Below are 20,071 nucleotides of genomic sequence, written 5' to 3' on the forward strand. Positions count from 1 at the left end.
ATGGGTAAACAGTAAAGCTAAACCTCAGCGTCAGACTCTGCGGGTTCAGACTCCGAGGACTCAGACTCCGAGCAGCTCGCCGCTCTCGATCCGCACCCCGCGCGCCCAGTCCGCCGCCCGCATCGGCTTCTTGCCCTGCGGCTGGACCTCGCCCAGCTCGACCTCGTGGCTGCCGGTGCCGACCCGCACGCTGTTCTTGCTCACCGCGAGTTCCCCGATGCCCAGTTCGGCGGCGCCGGTCAGCAGTTTCACCGGCCCGCTGAGCTTGAGCCGCTCGCCCCGGAAGGTGGTCCAGGCACCCGGCGCGGGCGCGCAGCCGCGCACCAGGCGGTCGATCCGCAGCGCGGGGTGGGCCCAGTCGATCCGGGCGTCCTCGACGGTGATCTTCGGCGCCAGGGTGATCCCGTCGGCGGGCTGCGGGACGGCGAGCAGGCTGCCGTCCTCGATGCCGTCCATGGTCGCGACCAGCAGCCCGGCGCCGGAGCGGGCCAGCCGGTCCAGCAGCTCACCACTGGTGTCGGTGGGCCGGATCTCCTCGGTGATCACGCCGAACACCGGGCCGGAGTCCAGGCCGCGCTCGATCCGGAAGGTCGAGGCGCCGGTCACCTGGTCGCCGCCCAGCACCGCGTGCTGCACGGGAGCCGCGCCGCGCCAGGCGGGCAGCAGCGAGAAGTGCAGGTTGACCCAGCCGTGTGCGGGGATGTCCAGGGCCGGATCGCGCAGCAGCGCGCCGTAGGCGACCACCGGGCAGCAGTCGGGGGCCAGCTCGGTCAGCCGGGCCAGGAACTCGGGGTCACCGGGCTTCTCGGGCTTCAGCACCTCGATCCCGGCCTCCGCCGCGCGCTGGCCGACCGGGCTGGCGACCAGCTTGCGCCCACGCCCGGCGGGAGCATCGGGACGGGTGACCACCGCGACCACCTCGTGCCGGTCGGAGGCGAGCAGGGCCTCCAGGGCGGGGACGGCGACCTCGGGGGTTCCGGCAAAGACAAGACGCAAGGGGGTGCCTTTCGAAAAGGGATTAGCGGATCGGACCGAAGGTGCTGTGCGGCGACAGCCGCACCTCGGGCGCGGGGCCACCGCCCCAGTCGGCCTCGCGGATCGCGCGCAGCGCCTCCTTGCGCAGCTCGCGGTCGAGGCGGTCGATGAAGACGATCCCGTCCAGGTGGTCGGTCTCGTGCTGGATGCACCGGGCCAGCAGCTGGGTGCCCTCGACGGTCACCGGGTCGCCGTACTCGTTGAAGCCACGGGCCACCACGCCGAAGGCGCGCCTGGTGTCGAACCGCAGCCCGGGCAGCGACAGGCAACCCTCGGGCCCGTCCTGCTCCTCCTCGGACAGCGACAGGTCAGGATTGATCAGATGGCCTGTCACCCCGTCCACGTGGTAGGTGAACACCCGCAACGAGATCCCCAGTTGGGGCGCGGCCAGGCCGGCGCCCGGGGCGTCGAGCATGGTGTCGGTGAGATCCTTCACCAGCCTGCGCAGTTCCTTGTCGAAGGTGGTCACCGGCTGCGCCTTCGCGCGCAGTACCGGATCACCGAAGATCCGGATCGGCTGGATCGCCACGGCAACGGGCTCCTTTCCCACAGGGCAGCACGTCAGTCTAGTTGGCCCGCGGAGATGGCATATCCCGGATCTGGCGTGACGCGTTACCCCGGACCCCGCTTTCGCGTTGGTCAAGTGAGATTGACCGACCATGAGAGTCACACCGGAAGGTGGCCCGAGCCGATGGCCGAGCAGATCAACCACGACACCCGGGCACGGGCGAGTCTGCACCTGCTGGTGCGTGACATCGAACGCGTGCGCCGCCAGGTGGACGCCCTGCGCACCCTCACCGCCCAGCTGGGCAACGTCTACCGCCCGCGCCGCCCCAGCAGTTCCGGCGGGTTCGTGGTCTACGGACGGGCGCCGGCCCCGACCGTGCGGCTGGCCCAGGAGCTGCGCGAGAGCGTGGAGACCCTGGTGGCGGCGGCGGTGGAGTTCGACCGGGCGCTCGGGTTCTCCTGGGACTCGGTGGGTTCGGCCCTCGGCGTGACCAAGCAGGCGGTGCACCGCCGGTACGGGATGCGCCGCTCGGCCACCGAGCTGCTCGGCGCGGCCGGTGCCGCGCTGCCAGTGGGGCCGGCGCCCGCCGTGCCTTCCCCGGCCGCCCCGCGCGACGACGAATCCGCCGCCCCCGCCCCGGCGCCGGCCCCACTGGCCGCCGCCCGGACGGTCCCGGCGGCCCGCCAGGGCGGCCTCAGCGACCGGCCCGGCGTTCAACTGCGCGGCTGAAACCGCCCAAGGTGTGCGCAGGAACCATCCAAAGTGCGCAGGAAGTCGGCCGGGCCGACTTCCTGCACCGGGTCAACCGACGACGGCCCACCACCGTCAGCCGATGTCCGTGGGGTCGATCCGCACCTTGACCTGCTCCGCCCCGCGCAGCGCCAACCGCGCGATCTGCGCCGCCTTCAGCGCCGCCGCCAGCGCACCGCCCTGCCCCGGGCGCACCCGCAGCAGGGCGCGCTCCTGCTCCTGACCGCGCAACGGCGGCAGTGGCACCGGGCCGAGGATGTCCGCGCCGTCCGGCAGTCTGGTGACGCCCAGCAGGTCGGCGACAGCGGCCGGCGAGCCGGTGACCGCCGCCATCCGGGAGACCGGCGGGAAGCCCAGCTGGGCCCGCTCGGCCAGTTCCAGATCCGCGTGTCCGGCCGGATCCCAGCGGACCAGCGCCTGCACCGGACGGGCCGTCGGCTCCGCCACGACCACCACCACCCCGCCCCGGGTCGCAGGCCGCACCAGCGCGGCCGCCGCCAGCCAGAGCCGCAGCGCCTCCTCGCCCGCGCGCAGGTCGGGCCGGTTCAACAGCGCCCAGCCGTCCAGCAGCAGCGCGGCCGCGTACCCGCCCTCGGCCACCGGCTCCGCACCGGGCGTGGAGATCACCAACGCCGGCTCGGCGGGGACGCCCGGCAGCACCGAGTCCCGCCCGGAGGTCCGCACCGGGATGCCGGGGAAGGCCTTGCCCAGTTCCTCGGCCGTCCGCCGGGCCCCCACCACCTGGGCCCGCAGCCGGAAGCCGCCGCACTCCACGCAGTGCCACTCCCCCTCGGGCACCCCGCACCAGGAGCAGCGCAGCGCCTCGGCCGCGCCGACCGCCTCCAGCGGCCCGGCGCAGTGCGCGCAGCGGGCGGGCTCACGGCAGCGCTCGCAGGCCAGCCGCGGCACGTAGCCGCGGCGCGGCACCTGCACCAGCACCGGCCCCTCGCGCAGCCCCTCGCGGGCCGCCTGCCAGGCGACCGAGGGCAGCCGGGCGGCCTGGGCGGCGGCGTCCCTGGCCTGGTCGGCGTCCTCGACGGTGCGCACCCGGGGCGCCGTCTCCCGGACCACCGGGCGTTCGGCGGCCAGCGGGCGGGCCCAGCCGGTGCGCAGCAGCTGCGCGCCCTCGACGGTCATCGCCAGCCCGCCGAGCAGCACCGCGGCGCCCTCCTCGGCGGCGCGCAGCAGCGCCACCTCGCGCACGTGCGGGTGCGGGGCCCGCGGGTCGCTGTGGCTGCTGTCGCCGTCCGACCAGACCACCAGCAGGCCGAGGTCGTGGACCGGGGCGAAGACGGTCGCCCGGGTGCCGATCACGGCCCGGACCGAGCCGCGGCTGACCGCCAGCCAGTTGCGGTAGCGCTCCTTGGGGCCGAGGTCGGCGGTGAGCACGGCGTGCCGCTCCGGTCCGCCGAGCAGCTGAGTGAGCGCTTGCTCAACGCGTGCCACGGCCCGCCCGTCCGGCAGCACCACCAGCGCCCCGCGCCCACCCGCCAGCGTGCTCGCCACCGCCAGCGCGATCTCCTGCGGCCAGTCGGGCCCGGGCAGCGCCGTCCAGACCGCGCGCGGGGCGTGCCCCGCGGTCAGCGCCGCCAGGAACTCGGGGCCCTGCGGATAGCGCTGCCAGCTGCCGGGGGCAGGGGCCACCGGCGGCGGCAGCGGAGCCGGCGAGGGCTCGGCCTCGGCCTTGGCGTGCCGGGGCGGCACGGCGAGCTGGAGGACGTCCGCGAGGGTGCCCGCGTACCGGTCGGCGATGGTCCGACTGAGTTTCAGCAGAGCGGGCGTCAACACCCGCTCCGGCGAGAGCACCTGGGCCAGCGGAGCCAGCACCCCGGGGTAGTCGCTACTGGCGAGGCGGGCGACCACGAATCCGTCGTGCAGCTCGCCGCCCTCGCGCCGGCCGGCCGAGGTCATCCGGGCGCCGAACCGGACCCGGACCCGGACCCCCGGCTGGGCGGACTCGGCCATGGCCACCGGGACGGCGTAGTCGTAGTACTGGTCGAGGTGGAGCAGCCCCTTGTCCACCACCACCCGGGCCACCGGCAGCTCCTCGGCCAGGTGCGCGCCGCGCCAGGTGCGGGGCTTGGCCCGGCGCACCGTCTCCCGGATCAGCGCCAGCTGCTCGGGGGGTGCCCCCGGGGTGGTGTCTTCGCTGCTCATCTGTCCTTCCCTGGGCCGCTCGCCCCCAGTGGTACCACGGCGCGCTGACATGCCGCGGCGGCGACCACCCGGAGGGTGGCCGCCGCCGCGGCATGTCAGCGCGCCGACCCGCTCGGCAGAGCAGGCTCAGCGCGACAAGCAGGTGAGCCTCAGGCGCCCGCCGCCGCCTTCAGCTGCTCGGCGCGGTCGGTCCGCTCCCAGGTGAAGTCCGGCAGCTCACGGCCGAAGTGCCCGTACGCCGCGGTCTGCGCGTAGATCGGGCGCAGCAGGTCCAGGTCGCGGATGATCGCGGCCGGGCGCAGGTCGAAGACCTGGGTGACGGCTTCCTGGATCTTGAGCACCGGCACGGTCTCGGTGCCGAAGGTCTCCACGAACAGGCCCACCGGCTCGGCCTTGCCGATCGCGTACGCGACCTGCACCTCGGCCCGGGTCGCCAGACCCGCGGCGACGATGTTCTTCGCCACCCAGCGCATCGCGTACGCGGCCGAACGGTCCACCTTGGACGGGTCCTTGCCGGAGAAGGCGCCGCCGCCGTGGCGGGCCATGCCGCCGTAGGTGTCGATGATGATCTTGCGGCCGGTCAGACCGGCGTCACCCATCGGGCCGCCGATCTCGAACCGCCCGGTCGGGTTGACCAGCAGCCGGTAGTTCGACGTGTCGATGGTCAGGCCCTGCAGCTCCGGCTCCACCACGAACTCGCGGATGTCGGGCGCCAGCAGCGAGTCCAGGTCGATGTCACTGGCGTGCTGGGTGGAGACCACCACCGTGTCGAGGCGGACCGCCCGGTCGCCGTCGTACTCGATGGTGACCTGGGTCTTGCCGTCCGGGCGCAGGTACGGGATCGTCCCGTTCTTGCGCACCTCGGTCAGCCGACGCGACAGCCGGTGCGCCAACGTGATCGGCAGCGGCATCAGCTCCGGCGTGTCGTCGCACGCGTAGCCGAACATCAGGCCCTGGTCGCCCGCGCCCTGCTTGTCCAGGTCGTCCTCGTCGCCCTCGACCCGGGCCTCGTGCGCGAAGTCCACGCCCTGCGCGATGTCCGGCGACTGCGCGCCGATGGACACCGACACGCCGCACGAGGCGCCGTCGAAGCCCTTCTTCGAGCTGTCGTACCCGATCTCCAGGATCTTCTCGCGCACCAGCTGCGCGATCGGCGCGTAGGCCTTGGTGGTGACCTCGCCGGCGATGTGCACCAGGCCGGTGGTGATCAGCGTCTCGACAGCGACCCGGGAGGTCGGGTCGTCCTTGAGCAGGGCGTCGAGAATGGTGTCGCTGATCTGGTCAGCGATCTTGTCGGGGTGTCCCTCGGTGACGGACTCCGAGGTGAACAGGCGGCGAGACACAGCGCTCCCTGGGGTTGCAGCGGCTGCTGACTGAACGCTCCCGGCCGGGCCGGGGCATCCGGAAAGACTTGATTCCTGGAGTGTAACGGTCAGCTATCGCCGTTCAACACTCCCCCACCATGTTCTTGGACACTCTGTCTCACGCCTCGGGAAGCCCAGGAGTCACACCAGTCGCACAGCCACCAAGTCCCAGACCAAGTCCGCGAGGTCCTCCTTAGGACCGTCCGGAACCACCGTCTCGGAGCCGTCGGCCCCCAGCACCACGGCCTCGTTCGTGTCCGCCCCGAAACCCTTGGCCTCGCCGACCTCGTTGACCACCAGCAGGTCGCACCCCTTGCGGGCCAGCTTGGCCCGACCGTTGACCAGCACGTTGTCGGTCTCGGCGGCGAATCCGACGACCAGTTGGCCGGGCCGGGCCCGCTGCGCCGACAGCTCGGCCAGGATGTCCGGATTGCGGATCAGCGCCACCGGCGCCGGCTCCTCGCCCTCGACCTTCTTGATCTTGCCTTCGGCATATACGGCCGGACGGAAGTCGGCGACCGCCGCCGCCATCACGATGGCGTCGGCGTCGAGGGCCGCCTTGTGGGCCGCCTCGCGCAGCGCCAGCGCCGAGGAGACCCTGATCACATCGACCCCGGCCGGGTCCGGCAGCTCGACGTTGGCGGCCAGCAGGGTGACCCTGGCGCCGCGCGCCGCAGCGGTGACGGCCAGCGCGTACCCCTGCTTGCCGGAGGAGCGGTTGCCCAGGAACCGAACCGGGTCCAGCGCCTCCCGGGTGCCGCCGGCCGAGACCACCACGTGGCGGCCCGCCAGGTCCGGCGCCGCCGTCCCCCGGGCCAGCACCCGTCGACAGGCGGCGAAGATCGCGTCCGGGTCGGGCAGCCGCCCCTTGCCGGTGTCCTTGCCGGTCAGCCGGCCGACCGCCGGCTCCAGCACGACCGCGCCGCGCCGGCGCAGCGTGGCGACGTTCTCCTGGGTGGCCGGGTGCTCCCACATCTCGGTGTGCATCGCGGGCGCGAAGACCACCGGGCAGCGGGCCGTGAGCAGCGTGTTGGTCAGCAGGTCGTCGGCCAGGCCGTGGGCCGCCTTGGCCATCAGGTCGGCGGTGGCGGGGGCGACCACCACCAGGTCGGCCTGCTGGCCGATCCGCACGTGCGGGACCTCGTGCACCCGCTCCCAGGTCTCCACCGCCGCCGGCCGCCCGGAGAGCGCCGCCCAGGTCGCCTCGCCCACGAAGTGCAGCGCGGCCGCCGTCGGCACCACGGTCACCTGGTGGCCGGACTCGGTGAAGCGGCGCAGCAGCTCGCACGCCTTGTACGCGGCGATCCCGCCGCTCACGCCGAGCACGACACGGGGCTGATTCAGGGGGCTCGTCTCACTCACGCGGTCAGCTTATTGCTCAGACGTTCGCGAATACGCAAAAGGGCCCACCGGAGGAATCCGGTGAGCCCCTGCTGGGCAGTGAGCAGCCGTCAGGCGGCGTCGACCGCCTCGGCGGTCAGCATGCCCGCGTTGATCTCGCGCAGCGCGATCGACAGCGGCTTCTCGTGCACGTGGGTGTCGACCAGCGGGCCGACGTACTCCAGCAGACCCTCGCCGAGCTGCGAGTAGTACGCGTTGATCTGGCGGGCACGCTTGGCGGCGTAGATCACCAGGCTGTACTTCGAGTCCGTGGCCTCGAGCAGCTCGTCGATCGGCGGGTTGATGATGCCCTCGGGCGCGGTCATGGAAGAGGACACGCGAAAACCTTCCGAAAGGGTGGAAAAGAAAAGGTCAGACTACACCGAGCAAGGCTAGCAGCTCGGCCGCGACCTGCTCGACCGAGGTGTTCACCAGCGTGGTGTCGAATTCGGGTTCGGCGGCCAGTTCGACCCGGGCGGCGGCCAGCCGTTCGTCGATGACCTCCTGCGGCTCGGTGCCCCGGCCGGTGAGCCGGCGGACCAGCTCCTCCCAGCTCGGCGGAGCCAGGAAGACCAGCTGCGCCTCGGGCATCGACTCGCGGACCTGGCGGGCGCCCTGCAGGTCGATCTCCAGCAGCACGGGCTCGCCGCGCTCCAGCTTCTGTTCGACCGCGGCCCTCGGGGTGCCGTACCGGTTGCCGGCGAAGACGGCCGACTCCAGCAGTTCGCCGTTGGCGACCAGCTTGTCGAACTCGTCGTTGTCGACGAAGTGGTAGTGGACCCCGTCCTTCTCGCCTGGCCTGGGGCGCCGGGTGGTCGCCGAGACCGAGAGCCAGACCTCGGGGTGCTGCTGCCTCATATGAGCGACGACCGTGCTCTTGCCGACCCCCGAAGGGCCGGAGAGCACGGTCAGCCGCGGACGTTCACTCATGCACCGATTATCCCGGATCCTGGACGAACCCGGGACCACCGGTCCCCACTAGGACGCGGTACCACCGAACTCGCGCTCCAGCGAGGCGATCTGGTTGGTACCGAGGCCGCGGACCCGACGGCTCTCGCTGATGCCGAGCCGCTCCATGATCTGCTTGGCGCGGACCTTGCCGACGCCCGGAAGGCTCTCCAGCAGTGCGGAGACCTTCATCTTGCCGATGACCTCGTTGTCGGCCTTGCCGGCCTTGATCACCTCGTGCAGGGAGGCGCCGGAGTGCTTGAGCCGGTTCTTCACCTCGGCGCGCTCCCGGCGAGCCTCGGCGGCCTTGGCCAGCGCAGCGGAGCGCTGTTCAGGGGTAAGGGGCGGAAGAGCCACGCCGTTCACCTCAGGGTCTGGAAGGAAATGAAGTGCTAGGACATTGGTCGAACCAGGAGCCTGCCGCAACCCCCCGGGGCTGTGGCCGCAGTGGAACCTAGCCGCTCTGACCTGCGAGAGCAACGAGAAACGCACCGCCAAGGGCACCTACCGCCGGACATTACCCGCATTGCGCGCCCACGTCAGGAAAAGAACCCGAAAAGTCCTGGTCAGCATAGGTAGGCCAGGACTTTTCGGGAGAAATCGGCCCGCTTTGAGCCCAGTTCGTCAAACGAATGTGACAGCGCTCACATCGCGACCGCGGCCCGAGCCTCGTCGACGAAGCGCTGCGCGGCCTCCCGCAGCGCCGCAACGGACGGCCCGTGCTTGAGCACGTCCCGGCTGACGCTCGGCACCACATCGCGCACCGCGCCGCCGAAGACCCGCGGCAGGTCGGCCATGGTGGCGCCCTGGGCGCCGATCCCGGGGGCCAGCAGCGGGCCGTTGATCGCCAGGTCCACACCGGCGTCGGCCAGCGTCGCGCCGACCACCGCGCCGAAGGAGCCGAGCGGCTCGGCGCCCGCGTTCTCGGCCGCGAGCCGGCGCAGCACCTGCTGAGCCACGCTCACCCCGTCCGGGCCGGTGGCGCGCTGCACCTCGAAGCCCTCGGGATTGGAGGTCAGCGCCAGCGCGAAGACGCCGCAGCCGTTGGCCCGGGCCAGGTCGAGGGCGGGCTGCAGCGAGCCGAAGCCCAGGTAGGGGCTGACCGTGACGGCGTCGGAGAAGAGCGGGCTGCCCGGGGCGAGGAAGGCCTCGGCGTAGGCGGCCATGGTGGAGCCGATGTCGCCGCGCTTGGCGTCCATCAGCACCAGGGCGCCGGCCGCGCGGGCGTCCGCCACGGTCTGCTCGAGCACCGCGACGCCCTTGCTGCCGAACCGCTCGAAGAAGGCGGCCTGCGGCTTGAGCACGGCGACCCGGTCGGCCAGCGCCTCGACCACGGTGCGGCTGAAGGTCTCCAGTCCGGCCAGGTCGTCGCCCAGGCCCCAGGCGGCGAGCAGCGCGGCGTGCGGGTCGATGCCGACGCAGAGCTGGCCGCGCTCGTCCATGGCGTGGCGCAGGCGCCCACCAAAGGGCTCGGGGTCGAAGGGGGTCATGATGTCCTTTGCGAGTCTGCGCGGTGGGCCAGTCCCACCGCGTCGGTGTACTTGGCCAGTCCCCGGGCCGCGAGCAGCTCGCGCAGCTCGGCGAGGATCCGCAGCGGCGCCGCCGGGTCCTGGAAGAGCGCGGTGCCGACCGCCACTCCGGCGGCCCCGGCCAGGGTGAACTCCAGTGCGTCGCGGCCGTTGCGGATGCCGCCCATGCCGAGGATCGGCACCTGCGGGATCCGCCCGGCGAGCATCGCGGCGTGCACCTGGTAGACGCAGCGCACCGCGATCGGGCGCAGCGCGGGGCCGGAGAGCCCGCCGGCGCCGGCGGCCAGGGCCGGGCGCAGGGTGTCCAGGTCGATCGCCAGGCCCAGGGCGGTGTTGATCATCGACAGGCCGTCGGCCCCGGCGTGCACGCACGCGGCCGCGATCTCGGTGATCGAGGTGACGTCGGGGGTCAGCTTGGCGTAGACCGGCAGCTGCGGGTCGGCCACCGCCCGTACGGCGCGCACCACGTCGTAGGAGGTGGCCGGGTTGCATGCGAAGACCAGGCCGCGGTCGGCGACGTTGGGGCCGGAGATGTTGACCTCGATGCCGACCACACCGGGTTGGCCGTTCAGCCGTTCGGCGGTCTCGGTGAACTCCTCCAGCCGCTCGCCCGCGATCGAGACCAGCACCCGGGCGCCGCGCTCGGCCAGCCAGGGCAGCTCCTGGCGGACGAAGGCCTCGATGCCCGAGCCCTGCAGGCCGATCGCGTTGAGCATGCCGGAGGGCGTCTCGGCCATCCGCGGGGCGGCCTCGCCGGAGCGCGGGTACGGCATGATCGTCTTGGTGGTGACGGTGCCGAGCTGGTCCAGCGGGACGAACCGGGCCAGTTCGCGCCCGTAGCCGGCGCAGCCGGAGGCGGTGCTCAGCGGGTTGGGCAGGGTGAGCGGGCCGAGCGGCGCGCTCAGGTCGACGTCCTCGGCGGCGATCACCGGTGCATCCCCGACCATCCGTGCGTCCCCACTCATCCGTGCACCCTCGCTCATCCGTGCACCCCCATCGCGGCGGCGCCTTCCAGATCGGCCGGCACGGTCCCGAGGTCGGCCCAGCGCACCCGGGCGCCGTCGAAGACCGGGCCGTCGGTGCAGGACCGGACGAACCGGCTGCGGCCGTCCTCGCCGACCACCGGCAGCACGCAGCTCATGCAGATGCCCACACCACAGGCCATCTCGGCCTCCACCGAGGTGTGCACCCGGATCCCGAGCTCGGCCGCGATCGCGCTGACCCCGGCCAGGGTCGGCATCGGTCCGCCGGCGTGCACCACGGTGGCGTCGATCGCCTCGACGGCCTGGGCCAGCGGGTCGGTGACCCGTCCGGTCAGGCCGAGCGAGCCGTCCTCGGTGAGCACCAGCACGTCGGGGGTGAGGGCCCGGGCCTGGTCGACGCCGTAGAGCCGGTCGGCGGTGGCCGCGCCGAGGATGAAACCGACCTGGCCGCCGCGCCGCAGCAGTTCGGCGCCGAGGGCGAACAGCGGCGCGCTGCCGTAGCCGTCGCCGACCAGCAGCGCGCTGACCGGTCCGTCGGGCAGCGGGAACGGGGTGCCGAGCGGGGCGATCAGGTCGAGTTCGGCGCCGACCGGGCTGGCGACCAGTTCCCTGGTGCCCGCCCCGTGCGCGGCCAGCACCAGCTCGACGGTGCCCTCGACCGGGTCGGCCCGGTGGATCGAGAAGGCCCGGCGGAGCAGCAGGGCGCTGCTCTCACCGCCGACCGCGAGGGTCGCGAAGTGCCCGGGCCGCACCCGCTCCGGCACGCCGGGCGCGCGCAGCACCAGCCGGTGGTAGGCCCCTTCGGACCGGTTGGCGAGCACCTCGGCTCGCAGCTGCAGGGGGTTGGCCATGGACGGACACCTTTCGACCGCTCCGAGCTGGTGGTACACGAAACCTTAGGCCCCCGTGCCGGCCCCGGCCCCGACCGCCTCAGCCAGGCTCTGGTACCCGCCGCGCCGCAGCCGGGCGCTCAGGCCCTTGTGCACCCGGCGCATCCAGAACGGCCCTTCGTAGATGAACGCGCTGTAGCCCTGCACCAGGTCGGCGCCGGCCAGGATCCGCTGCCAGGCGTCCTCGGCGGTCTCGATGCCGCCCACCGAGACCAGCACCAGCCGGCCCTGGGTGCGCGAGCGCAGCCGCTTGAGCACCTCCAGCGAGCGGTCCTTGATCGGCGCGCCGGAGAGCCCGCCCATGCCGATCGCCTCGACCTGGGCGGCCGGTGCGATCAGACCCTCGCGGCCGATCGTGGTGTTGTTCGCGATGATCCCGTCCAGGCCGAGTTCCAGGGCCAGGTCGGCGACCGCGTCCACGTCCTCGTCCGCCAGGTCGGGCGCGATCTTCACCAGCAGCGGCACATGGTGCGCGGTGGCCGCGTCGGCGGCCTCGCGCACCGCACTGAGCAGCGGGCGCAGGTGGGAGACGGCCTGCAGGTTGCGCAGCCCGGGGGTGTTCGGCGAGGAGACGTTGACCACCAGGTAGTCCGCGTGCTTGGCCAGGCGCTCGGTGCTCTTCACGTAGTCGGCGACCGCGTCGGCCTCCTCGACCACCTTGGTCTTGCCGATGTTGACCCCGACCACCGGCGACAGCGAACCGCGCTGACGGGCCGCCAGCCGGGCCGCGATCCTGGCCGAGCCCTGGTTGTTGAAGCCCATCCGGTTGATCAGCGCCCGGTCCTCGACCAAGCGGAACAGCCGCGGCTGCGGGTTGCCGGGCTGCGGCTCACCGGTGACGGTGCCGATCTCCACGAAGTCGAAGCCGAGCATCGTCAGGCCGTCGATGCCGACCGCGTTCTTGTCGAAGCCCGCGCCGAGCCCGAACGGGCCGGGCAGGTCGAGCCCGAGCGCGGTGGTGCGCAGCGCCCGGTCGCGCGGCGCCAGCACCAGCGCGACCAGCTGCCGCAGACCGGGTACCGAGGCGGCCAGCCGGATCCAGAAGAAGGCCAGGTGGTGGGCCTTCTCCGGGTCCATCTTCCGGAAGACCAGGTTGAACAGGATCTTGTACACAGGGCTCCTCGCATGGGAATGGGAGGCACCCCACGGGGCGCCTCCCATTCAGGATGCTGCTACTTGCGGCCGGCGTTGATCAGCGCCGCGTGCTCCTGCAGCGACATCACCGAGACGTCGTCACGGGTCACCGCGTCGATGCCCTGGACGGCCGCGCCCATCGCCTGCACGGTGGTCAGGCAGGGGACGCCCCGGGAGACCGCCGCAGTGCGGATCTCGTAGCCGTCCAGGCGGCCGCCGGTGCCGTACGGCGTGTTGATGATCAGGTCGACCTCGCCGTCGTGGATCAGCTGCACGATGGTCTTCTCGCCGTTCGGACCCTCGCCCTCGCTGTGCTTGCGCACCAGCGTGGACGGGATGCCGCCGCGCTGCAGCACCTCGGCGGTGCCGGCGGTGGCGAGCACCTCGAAGCCGAGCTCGACCAGCGCCCGGGCCGGGAAGACCAGGTTGCGCTTGTCCCGGTTGGCCACCGAGACGAAGACCTTGCCCTTGGTCGGCAGCGCGCCGTAGGCACCGGACTGGGCCTTGGCGTACGCGGTGCCGAAGACCTTGTCGATGCCCATGACCTCACCGGTCGAGCGCATCTCCGGGCCGAGCACGGTGTCCACGCCGCGGCCGTGGATGTCGCGGAAGCGGCTCCACGGCATCACGGCCTCCTTGACCGAGATCGGGCAGTCGGCCGGCAGCGTGCCGCCGTCGCCCTCGGCCGGCAGCAGGCCCTCGGCGCGCAGCTCGGCGATGGTGGCGCCGAGCGAGATCCGGGCGGCGGCCTTGGCCAGCGGCACGGCCGTCGCCTTGGAGGTGAACGGCACGGTCCGGGAGGCCCGCGGGTTGGCCTCCAGCACGTAGAGGATGTCGCCGGCCAGCGCGAACTGGATGTTGATCAGACCGCGCACGCCGACGCCCTTGGCGATCGCCTCGGTGGAGGTGCGCAGCCGCTTGATGTCGTAGCCGCCCAGGGTGATCGGGGGCAGTGCGCAGGCCGAGTCGCCGGAGTGGATGCCGGCCTCCTCGATGTGCTCCATCACGCCGCCGAGGTAGAGCTCGGTGCCGTCGTAGAGCGCGTCGACGTCGATCTCCACCGCGTCGTCCAGGAAGCGGTCGATCAGCACCGGGTGCTCGGAGATCAGACCGGCGTGCCGCTCCAGGTAGGAGGCGAGGCTGGCCTCGTCGTAGACGATCTCCATGCCGCGCCCGCCGAGCACGTAGGAGGGGCGGGCCAGCACCGGGTAGCCGATCTCGTCGGCGATCGCCTTGGCCTCCTCGAAGGAGAAGGCGGTGCCGTGCTTGGGGGCCGGCAGGCCCGCGTCGCGCAGCACCCGGCCGAACGCGCCGCGCTCCTCGGCCAGGTCGATCGCCTCGGGCTGGGTGCCGACGATCGGCACCCCGTTCTCCTTGAGCGCCTGGGCCAGGCCCAGCGGGGTCTGGCCGCCGAGCTGGACGATGACGCCCGCGAGCGGTCCGGCCTGCTGCTCGGCGTGCACGATCTCCAGCACGTCCTCCAGGGTGAGCGGCTCGAAGTAGAGCCGGTCGGAGGTGTCGTAGTCGGTGGAGACGGTCTCCGGGTTGCAGTTGACCATGACGGTCTCGTATCCGGCCTCGGCGAGCGCGAAGGAGGCGTGCACGCAGGAGTAGTCGAACTCGATGCCCTGGCCGATCCGGTTCGGGCCGGAGCCGAGGATGATCACCGCGGGCTTGGTGCGCGGCGCGACCTCGTTCTCCTCGTCGTAGGAGGAGTAGAAGTACGGGGTCTTGGCCGCGAACTCGGCGGCGCAGGTGTCGACCGTCTTGAAGACCGGGCGGATGCCCAGCGCGTGCCGCACCTCGCGGACCACGTCCGGCTTGAGGCCGCGGATCTCGCCGATCTGCTGGTCGGAGAAGCCGTGCCGCTTGGCGTGCCGCAGCAGCTCCGGGTCGAGCAGCTCGGCCCCGGCCAGCTCCTGGGCGATCTCGTCGAGCAGGAAGAGCTGGTCGACGAACCAGGGGTCGATCTTCGTCGCGTCGAAGACCTCCGCCGGGGTGGCGCCGGCCCGGATCGCCTGCATCACGGTGTTGATCCGGCCGTCGGTCGGGACCTGGGCCTTCGTCAGCAGCTCGGCCTTGTCGCCGACCTCGCCGATCCAGGTGCCCCTCTGACCCCAAGAAAATTGGGAGCCCTTCTTCTCCAGCGAGCGCAGCGCCTTCTGCAGCGCCTCGGTGAAGTTGCGGCCCATCGCCATGGCCTCGCCGACCGACTTCATGGTGGTGGTCAGCGTGGCGTCGGCGGACGGGAACTTCTCGAAGGCGAACCGCGGGACCTTGACCACCACGTAGTCGAGGGTCGGCTCGAAGGAGGCCGGGGTCTGCTCGGTGATGTCGTTGGGGATCTCGTCCAGCGTGTAGCCGACGGCCAGCTTGGCGGCGATCTTGGCGATCGGGAAGCCGGTCGCCTTGGAGGCCAGCGCGGAGGAGCGGGAGACCCGGGGGTTCATCTCGATGACGATGACCCGGCCGTCCTCGGGGTTGACCGCGAACTGGATGTTGCAGCCGCCGGTGTCGACGCCGACCTCGCGGATCACCGCGATGCCGATGTCGCGCAGGATCTGGTACTCGCGGTCGGTCAGCGTCATCGCCGGGGCGACGGTGATCGAGTCACCGGTGTGCACGCCCATCGGGTCGAAGTTCTCGATCGAGCAGACCACCACGACGTTGTCGTTGCGGTCGCGCATCAGCTCGAGCTCGTACTCCTTCCAGCCGAGGATCGACTCCTCCAGGAGCACCTCGGTGGTCGGCGAGAGGGTCAGTCCCTGGCCGGCGATGCGGCGCAGGTCCTCCTCGTCGTGCGCGAAGCCGGAGCCGGCGCCGCCCATGGTGAAGGAGGGGCGGACCACGACGGGGTAGCCGCCGAGGGTCTCGACGCCCGCCAGCACGTCCTCCATCGAGTGGCAGATCACCGAGCGGGCCGACTCGCCGTGGCCGATCTTGGCCTTGACGGCCTCCACGACCTGCTTGAAGAGCTCGCGGTCCTCGCCCTTGTTGATCGCCTCGACGTTGGCGCCGATCAGCTCGACGCCGTACTTCTCCAGGGTCCCGTCCTTGTGCAGCGAGATCGCGGTGTTCAGCGCGGTCTGGCCGCCCAGGGTGGGCAGGAGCACGTCGGGGCGCTCCTTGGCGATGATCTTCTCGACGAACTCGGGGGTGATCGGCTCGACGTAGGTGGCGTCGGCGATCTCCGGGTCGGTCATGATCGTCGCGGGGTTGGAGTTGACCAGGATCACCCGCAGGCCCTCGGCCCGCAGCACCCGGCAGGCCTGGGTGCCGGAGTAGTCGAACTCCGCCGCCTGGCCGATCACGATCGGACCGGAGCCGATGACCAGAACGGACTTGATGTCAGTGCGCTTAGGCACGCTGGCCCTCCATGAGCTGCGCGAAACGATCGAAGAGGTAAGCCGCGTCGTGCGGACCGGCGGCGGCCTCCGGGTGGTACTGGACGGAGAAGGCGGGCGTGTCCAGGCACTGCAGGCCCTCGACCACGTCGTCGTTGAGGCAGACGTGGGAGACCTCGGCGCGACCGAACGCGGTGTCGCTCACCTTGTCCAGCGGGGCCTCCACGGCGAAGCCGTGGTTGTGCGCGGTGACCTCGACCTTGCCGGTGGTGCGGTCCTGCACCGGCTGGTTGATGCCGCGGTGGCCGTACTTGAGCTTGTAGGTGCCGAAGCCCAGCGCGCGCCCGAGGATCTGGTTGCCGAAGCAGATCCCGAAGAACGGGGTCTTGCGGCTGAGCACCTCGCGCAGCACCGCGACCTGGTGGTCGGCGGTGGCCGGGTCACCGGGGCCGTTGGAGAAGAAGACGCCGTCCGGCTTGACCGCGTAGATGTCCTCGACGGTGGCGTTGGCCGGCAGCACGTGCACCTCGATGCCGCGCTCGGCCATCCGCTGCGGGGTCATCGCCTTGATGCCCAGGTCGACGGCGGCCACGGTGAACTTCTTGGCACCGATCGCCGGGACCACGTAGGTCTCGGTGGTGGCCACCTCGGCGCACAGGTCGGCGCCCTTCATCTCGGGCGCCCGCAGCACCCGCTGCAGCAGCTCGGCCTGCTCGGCCAGCGCCTCGCCGGAGAAGATGCCGACCCGCATCGCCCCGCGCTCGCGCAGGTGCCGGGTGAGCGCCCGGGTGTCGATGCCGCTGATCCCGACCACGCCCTGGCTGGCCAGCTCCTCGTCCAGCGAGCGGAGCGAGCGCCAGTTGGAGGGCACCCGGGCGGGGTCGCGGACCACGTAGCCGGCCACCCAGATCTGCTTGGACTCGTCGTCCTCGTCGTTCCAGCCGGTGTTGCCGATCTGCGGGGCCGTCATGACCACCACCTGGCGGTGGTAGGACGGGTCGGTCAGGGTCTCCTGGTAGCCGGACATGCCGGTGTTGAAGACGGCCTCGCCGAAGGTCTCGCCGATCGCGCCGTACGCCTGGCCACGGAAGGTACGACCGTCCTCCAGGACCAGCACGGCAGGCACACGCTCCCGCCAGGGGCGCGGCTTGGTGGGGGCAGGTGCGGTCATGGTGTTACGCCTTCCGTCTTCTTCGTACGTACTGCAGTCTTTTCGGCGGCCAGCCGGCCGATCTCGGTGACCCAGGCCGCGTGCTGGTCCGGGTGGTCCAGCCGGAAGCCGGACTCCAACGCCTTGCCCTGCAAGGTCCAGCCGACCACCAGCAGACCGGCCGGGACCACCTTGCCGGCGATGCCGGAGTCGGTCCGAGCACCCGTCAGTTCCTCGGCGGGCAGCCAGAGGTCGACGTCGCCCGGGCGGCGGACCAGCAGGCCCCGCTCGGTCAGGGTCAGCTCGGCCAGGCTCCTGGTCCCCAGCCCGTGCGCCACCACCCGGTCCAGCCAGTTCCCGGCGGTGGTGCTGCCGTGGTAGCGGCCGCTGCTCTCCAGGATGGGCGTGCCGGTCTCGCTCGGCACGGCGGGCAGGGCCGACAGGTCGGACTGCAGGGTCCGCCGCCAGTTCCAGCCCTGGCGCATCAGCCAGTAGACCAGCGCGACCAGGATCAGCAGGCCGACGATCCAACCGATGTGCGTCGGCCAGTCGTTGACCTTGGCCTTCTCCATCGCCTGCAGCGCGCCCACGGTGCCGTTCGTGAGCTCGCTCCGCTCGCTCATACGAGCTCGCCCGGCTCGACCAGCTCGCCGGCCAGCACGGTGGCCACCCCGCGCAGGAAGGTGGCGTGCACCCGTCCCGGCAGGTCAAGGCCCTTGTAAGGGGTGTTGCGGCTGCGGGTGGCGAAGCTGTCGGGGTTCACGGTGCCACGGTACGCGGGATCGAAGAGCACCAGGTTGGCCGGTTCACCGACCGAGACGGGCCGCCCGTGGCCGGCCAGCCGGCCGATCCGCGCGGGGCGGTGCGACATCCGGTCGGCGACGCCCTCCCAGGTCAGCAGGCCGGTGTCGACCATGGCCTGCTGGACCACCGAGAGCGCGGTCTCCAGGCCGACCATCCCCATCGCGGCGACCGCCCACTCGCAGTCCTTGTCCTCGGCGGGGTGCGGGGCGTGGTCGGTGGCGACCGCGTCGATGGTGCCGTCGGCCAGCGCGCTGCGCAGCGCGTGCACGTCCTCGGCGGTGCGCAGCGGCGGGTTCACCTTGTAGACCGGGTCGTAGGAGCGGACCAGCTCGTCGGTGAGCAGCAGGTGGTGCGGGGTCACCTCGGCGGTGACGTCCCAGCCCTTGGCCTTGGCCCAGCGGATGATCTCCACCGATCCGGCGGTGGAGACGTGGCAGACGTGCAGCCGGGAGCCGACGTGCGCGGCGAGCAGCACGTCGCGGGCGATGATCGCCTCCTCTGCCACGGCCGGCCAGCCGCCGAGCCCGAGCTCGCCGGAGACCTGGCCCTCGTTCATCTGGGCGCCCTCGGTCAGCCGCGGCTCCTGGGCGTGCTGGGCGACCACCCCGTCGAAGGCCTTCACGTACTCCAGCGCGCGGCGCATGATCACCGCGTCGTCGACGCACTTGCCGTCGTCGGAGAAGACCCGCACGTTCGCGGCCGAGTCGTGCATCGCGCCGAGCTCGGCGAGCTTCTTGCCCTCCAGGCCGACGGTGACGGCGCCGACCGGCTGCACGTCGCAGTAGCCGGCCTCCTGGCCGAGCCGCCAGACCTGCTCGACCACACCGGCGGTGTCGGCGACCGGGAAGGTGTTGGCCATCGCGTGGACGGCGGTGTAGCCGCCCTTGGCCGCGGCCTGGGTGCCGGTCAGCACGGTCTCGGCGTCCTCGCGGCCGGGCTCGCGCAGGTGGGTGTGCAGGTCGACCAGGCCGGGCAGGGCGATCAGGCCGTGCGCGTCGATGTCCACGTCGGCGTCGGCGGTCAGGCCGGTGCCGATCTGCTCGATCAGGCCGTCCACGATGAGGATGTCCTGCGCGGGGCCGCCGAGGATCTGGGCGTTGCGGATCAGGTAGCTACTCACTTGGCGGCCTCACTGGTGTTGGTGCTGTGGTTGTCTGCCAGGGTTGCCCCACCCAGCAGGAGGTACAGGACGGCCATCCGGATCGAGACGCCGTTGGCGACCTGCTCGACGGCGGTGCAGCGCGGCGAGTCGGCCACCTCGGCGGTGATCTCCATGCCGCGGACCATCGGGCCGGGGTGCATCACGATGGCGTGCTCGGGCAGCCGGGCCATCCGCAGACCGTCCATCCCGTAGCGGCGCGAGTACTCGCGCTCGGTCGGGAAGAACGCGGCGTTCATCCGCTCGCGCTGGACCCGCAGCAGCATCAGCGCGTCGCTCTTGGCGAGCGTGGCGTCGAGGTCGTAGCTGACCTCGCACGGCCAGTTGTCGATGCCGATCGGCAGCAGGGTGGGCGGCGCGACGAAGGTGACCTGGGCGCCCAGGGTGTTCAGCAGCAGCACGTTGGAGCGGGCCACCCGGCTGTGCAGCACGTCGCCGACGATGGTGATCCGGCGGCCGTTGAGGTCCTTGCCGAGGCCCGGGTTGAGGTGCCGGCGCATGGTGAAGGCGTCGAGCAGGGCCTGGGTGGGGTGCTCGTGGGTGCCGTCGCCGGCGTTGATCACACTGCCGTGCAGCCAGTCGGACTGGGCGAGGCGGGCCGGCGCGCCGGAGGCGTGGTGGCGGATCACCACGGCGTCGGCGCCCATCGCCTGCAGGGTCAGCGCGGTGTCCTTCAGGCTTTCGCCCTTGGAGACCGAGGAGCCCTTGGCGGCGAAGTTGATCACGTCGGCCGAGAGGCGCTTCTCGGCGACCTCGAAGGAGGTCTTGGTACGGGTGGAGTCCTCGAAGAAGAGGTTGACGACGGTGCGGCCGCGCAGCGTGGGGAGTTTCTTGACGGCCCGTCCGGAGAGCTGGGCGAGCTCCTCGGCGGTGTCCAGGATCAGCAGCGCGTCGTCGCGGCTGAGATCGGCGGCGGAGACGAGGTGGCGCTTCACA

The 20,071-nt window shown here is 72.0% G+C and carries 18 protein-coding genes; 1 reads left to right on the plus strand and 17 read right to left on the minus strand.

The genetic code is table 11. The annotated features are described in order from the left end of the window. Positions 1–60: 60 nt before the first annotated feature. The gene (fmt, locus tag BR98_RS05735) at positions 61–996 is read right to left on the minus strand and encodes a methionyl-tRNA formyltransferase (protein WP_035840765.1); all 936 of its coding nucleotides are present in this window, start codon (positions 994–996) and stop codon (positions 61–63) included. A gap of 22 nt (positions 997–1,018) precedes the next feature. Beyond that, positions 1,019–1,564: a peptide deformylase gene (def, locus tag BR98_RS05740; RefSeq protein WP_035840767.1), complete on the minus strand. Its 546-nt coding sequence runs from the start codon at positions 1,562–1,564 to the stop codon at positions 1,019–1,021. A 162-nt stretch (positions 1,565–1,726) separates the two neighbouring features. Here def and BR98_RS05745 point away from each other — a divergent pair, with 162 nt between their 5' ends. After that, the gene (locus BR98_RS05745) at positions 1,727–2,272 is read left to right on the plus strand and encodes a hypothetical protein (protein ID WP_035840769.1); all 546 of its coding nucleotides are present in this window, start codon (positions 1,727–1,729) and stop codon (positions 2,270–2,272) included. Between the two features lie 96 nt (positions 2,273–2,368). On the opposite strand, the gene BR98_RS05750 is transcribed toward BR98_RS05745, so the two are convergent. The 15 genes from BR98_RS05750 to BR98_RS05820 all read right to left on the minus strand — a co-directional run bounded on the left by BR98_RS05750 (position 2,369) and on the right by BR98_RS05820 (position 20,070). Further along, on the minus strand, positions 2,369–4,450 hold the full coding sequence (locus BR98_RS05750) for a primosomal protein N' (protein WP_035840771.1): 2,082 nt from the start codon (positions 4,448–4,450) through the stop codon (positions 2,369–2,371). Positions 4,451–4,599: 149 nt separating this feature from the next. Then, complete coding sequence (metK, locus tag BR98_RS05755; protein ID WP_035840775.1) at positions 4,600–5,793, minus strand: methionine adenosyltransferase; 1,194 nt, start codon at positions 5,791–5,793, stop codon at positions 4,600–4,602. Between the two features lie 162 nt (positions 5,794–5,955). Continuing rightward, positions 5,956–7,158 (minus strand): bifunctional phosphopantothenoylcysteine decarboxylase/phosphopantothenate--cysteine ligase CoaBC, encoded by a 1,203-nt coding sequence (gene coaBC / locus BR98_RS05760; RefSeq protein ID WP_035843123.1) that lies wholly within the window; start codon positions 7,156–7,158, stop codon positions 5,956–5,958. Positions 7,159–7,265: 107 nt separating this feature from the next. After that, a complete protein-coding gene (gene rpoZ, locus BR98_RS05765) occupies positions 7,266–7,532 on the minus strand; it encodes a DNA-directed RNA polymerase subunit omega (RefSeq protein WP_035840778.1) in 267 nt (88 codons plus the stop codon). Positions 7,533–7,566: 34 nt separating this feature from the next. After that, positions 7,567–8,124, minus strand: a complete 558-nt coding sequence (gmk, locus tag BR98_RS05770; protein WP_035840780.1) for a guanylate kinase — start codon at positions 8,122–8,124, stop codon at positions 7,567–7,569. Between the two features lie 48 nt (positions 8,125–8,172). Continuing rightward, positions 8,173–8,499, minus strand: coding sequence for an integration host factor, actinobacterial type (gene mihF / locus BR98_RS05775; RefSeq protein ID WP_035840782.1), 327 nt, complete (start codon positions 8,497–8,499; stop codon positions 8,173–8,175). 287 nt (positions 8,500–8,786) lie between these two features. Beyond that, the gene (pyrF, locus tag BR98_RS05780; RefSeq protein WP_035840784.1) at positions 8,787–9,632 is read right to left on the minus strand and encodes an orotidine-5'-phosphate decarboxylase; all 846 of its coding nucleotides are present in this window, start codon (positions 9,630–9,632) and stop codon (positions 8,787–8,789) included. Continuing rightward, positions 9,629–10,636 (minus strand): dihydroorotate dehydrogenase, encoded by a 1,008-nt coding sequence (locus BR98_RS05785; protein ID WP_157537427.1) that lies wholly within the window; start codon positions 10,634–10,636, stop codon positions 9,629–9,631. Before BR98_RS05785 ends, pyrF begins: the two co-directional genes overlap by 4 nt. 14 nt (positions 10,637–10,650) lie before the next feature. Beyond that, positions 10,651–11,505: a dihydroorotate dehydrogenase electron transfer subunit gene (locus tag BR98_RS05790; protein WP_035840787.1), complete on the minus strand. Its 855-nt coding sequence runs from the start codon at positions 11,503–11,505 to the stop codon at positions 10,651–10,653. A 45-nt stretch (positions 11,506–11,550) separates the two neighbouring features. Then, positions 11,551–12,657 (minus strand): quinone-dependent dihydroorotate dehydrogenase, encoded by a 1,107-nt coding sequence (locus BR98_RS05795; protein WP_035840790.1) that lies wholly within the window; start codon positions 12,655–12,657, stop codon positions 11,551–11,553. Between the two features lie 59 nt (positions 12,658–12,716). Beyond that, the gene (gene carB, locus BR98_RS05800) at positions 12,717–16,043 is read right to left on the minus strand and encodes a carbamoyl-phosphate synthase large subunit (RefSeq protein ID WP_035840792.1); all 3,327 of its coding nucleotides are present in this window, start codon (positions 16,041–16,043) and stop codon (positions 12,717–12,719) included. Beyond that, positions 16,036–17,193 (minus strand): glutamine-hydrolyzing carbamoyl-phosphate synthase small subunit, encoded by a 1,158-nt coding sequence (gene carA, locus BR98_RS05805; RefSeq protein WP_051969351.1) that lies wholly within the window; start codon positions 17,191–17,193, stop codon positions 16,036–16,038. The genes carB and carA overlap by 8 nt, the downstream gene beginning before the upstream one ends. Beyond that, positions 17,190–17,795: a PH-like domain-containing protein gene (locus BR98_RS05810; RefSeq protein WP_051969352.1), complete on the minus strand. Its 606-nt coding sequence runs from the start codon at positions 17,793–17,795 to the stop codon at positions 17,190–17,192. The genes carA and BR98_RS05810 overlap by 4 nt, the downstream gene beginning before the upstream one ends. Next, the gene (locus BR98_RS05815) at positions 17,792–19,096 is read right to left on the minus strand and encodes a dihydroorotase (protein WP_035840795.1); all 1,305 of its coding nucleotides are present in this window, start codon (positions 19,094–19,096) and stop codon (positions 17,792–17,794) included. The genes BR98_RS05810 and BR98_RS05815 overlap by 4 nt, the downstream gene beginning before the upstream one ends. Beyond that, positions 19,093–20,070, minus strand: coding sequence for an aspartate carbamoyltransferase catalytic subunit (locus tag BR98_RS05820; RefSeq protein ID WP_035840797.1), 978 nt, complete (start codon positions 20,068–20,070; stop codon positions 19,093–19,095). The genes BR98_RS05815 and BR98_RS05820 overlap by 4 nt, the downstream gene beginning before the upstream one ends. Position 20,071 lies beyond the last annotated feature (1 nt).

Origin of the sequence: Kitasatospora azatica KCTC 9699, assembly GCF_000744785.1 — a bacterium.
GTDB classification, from domain to species: Bacteria; Actinomycetota; Actinomycetes; order Streptomycetales; family Streptomycetaceae; genus Kitasatospora; species Kitasatospora azatica.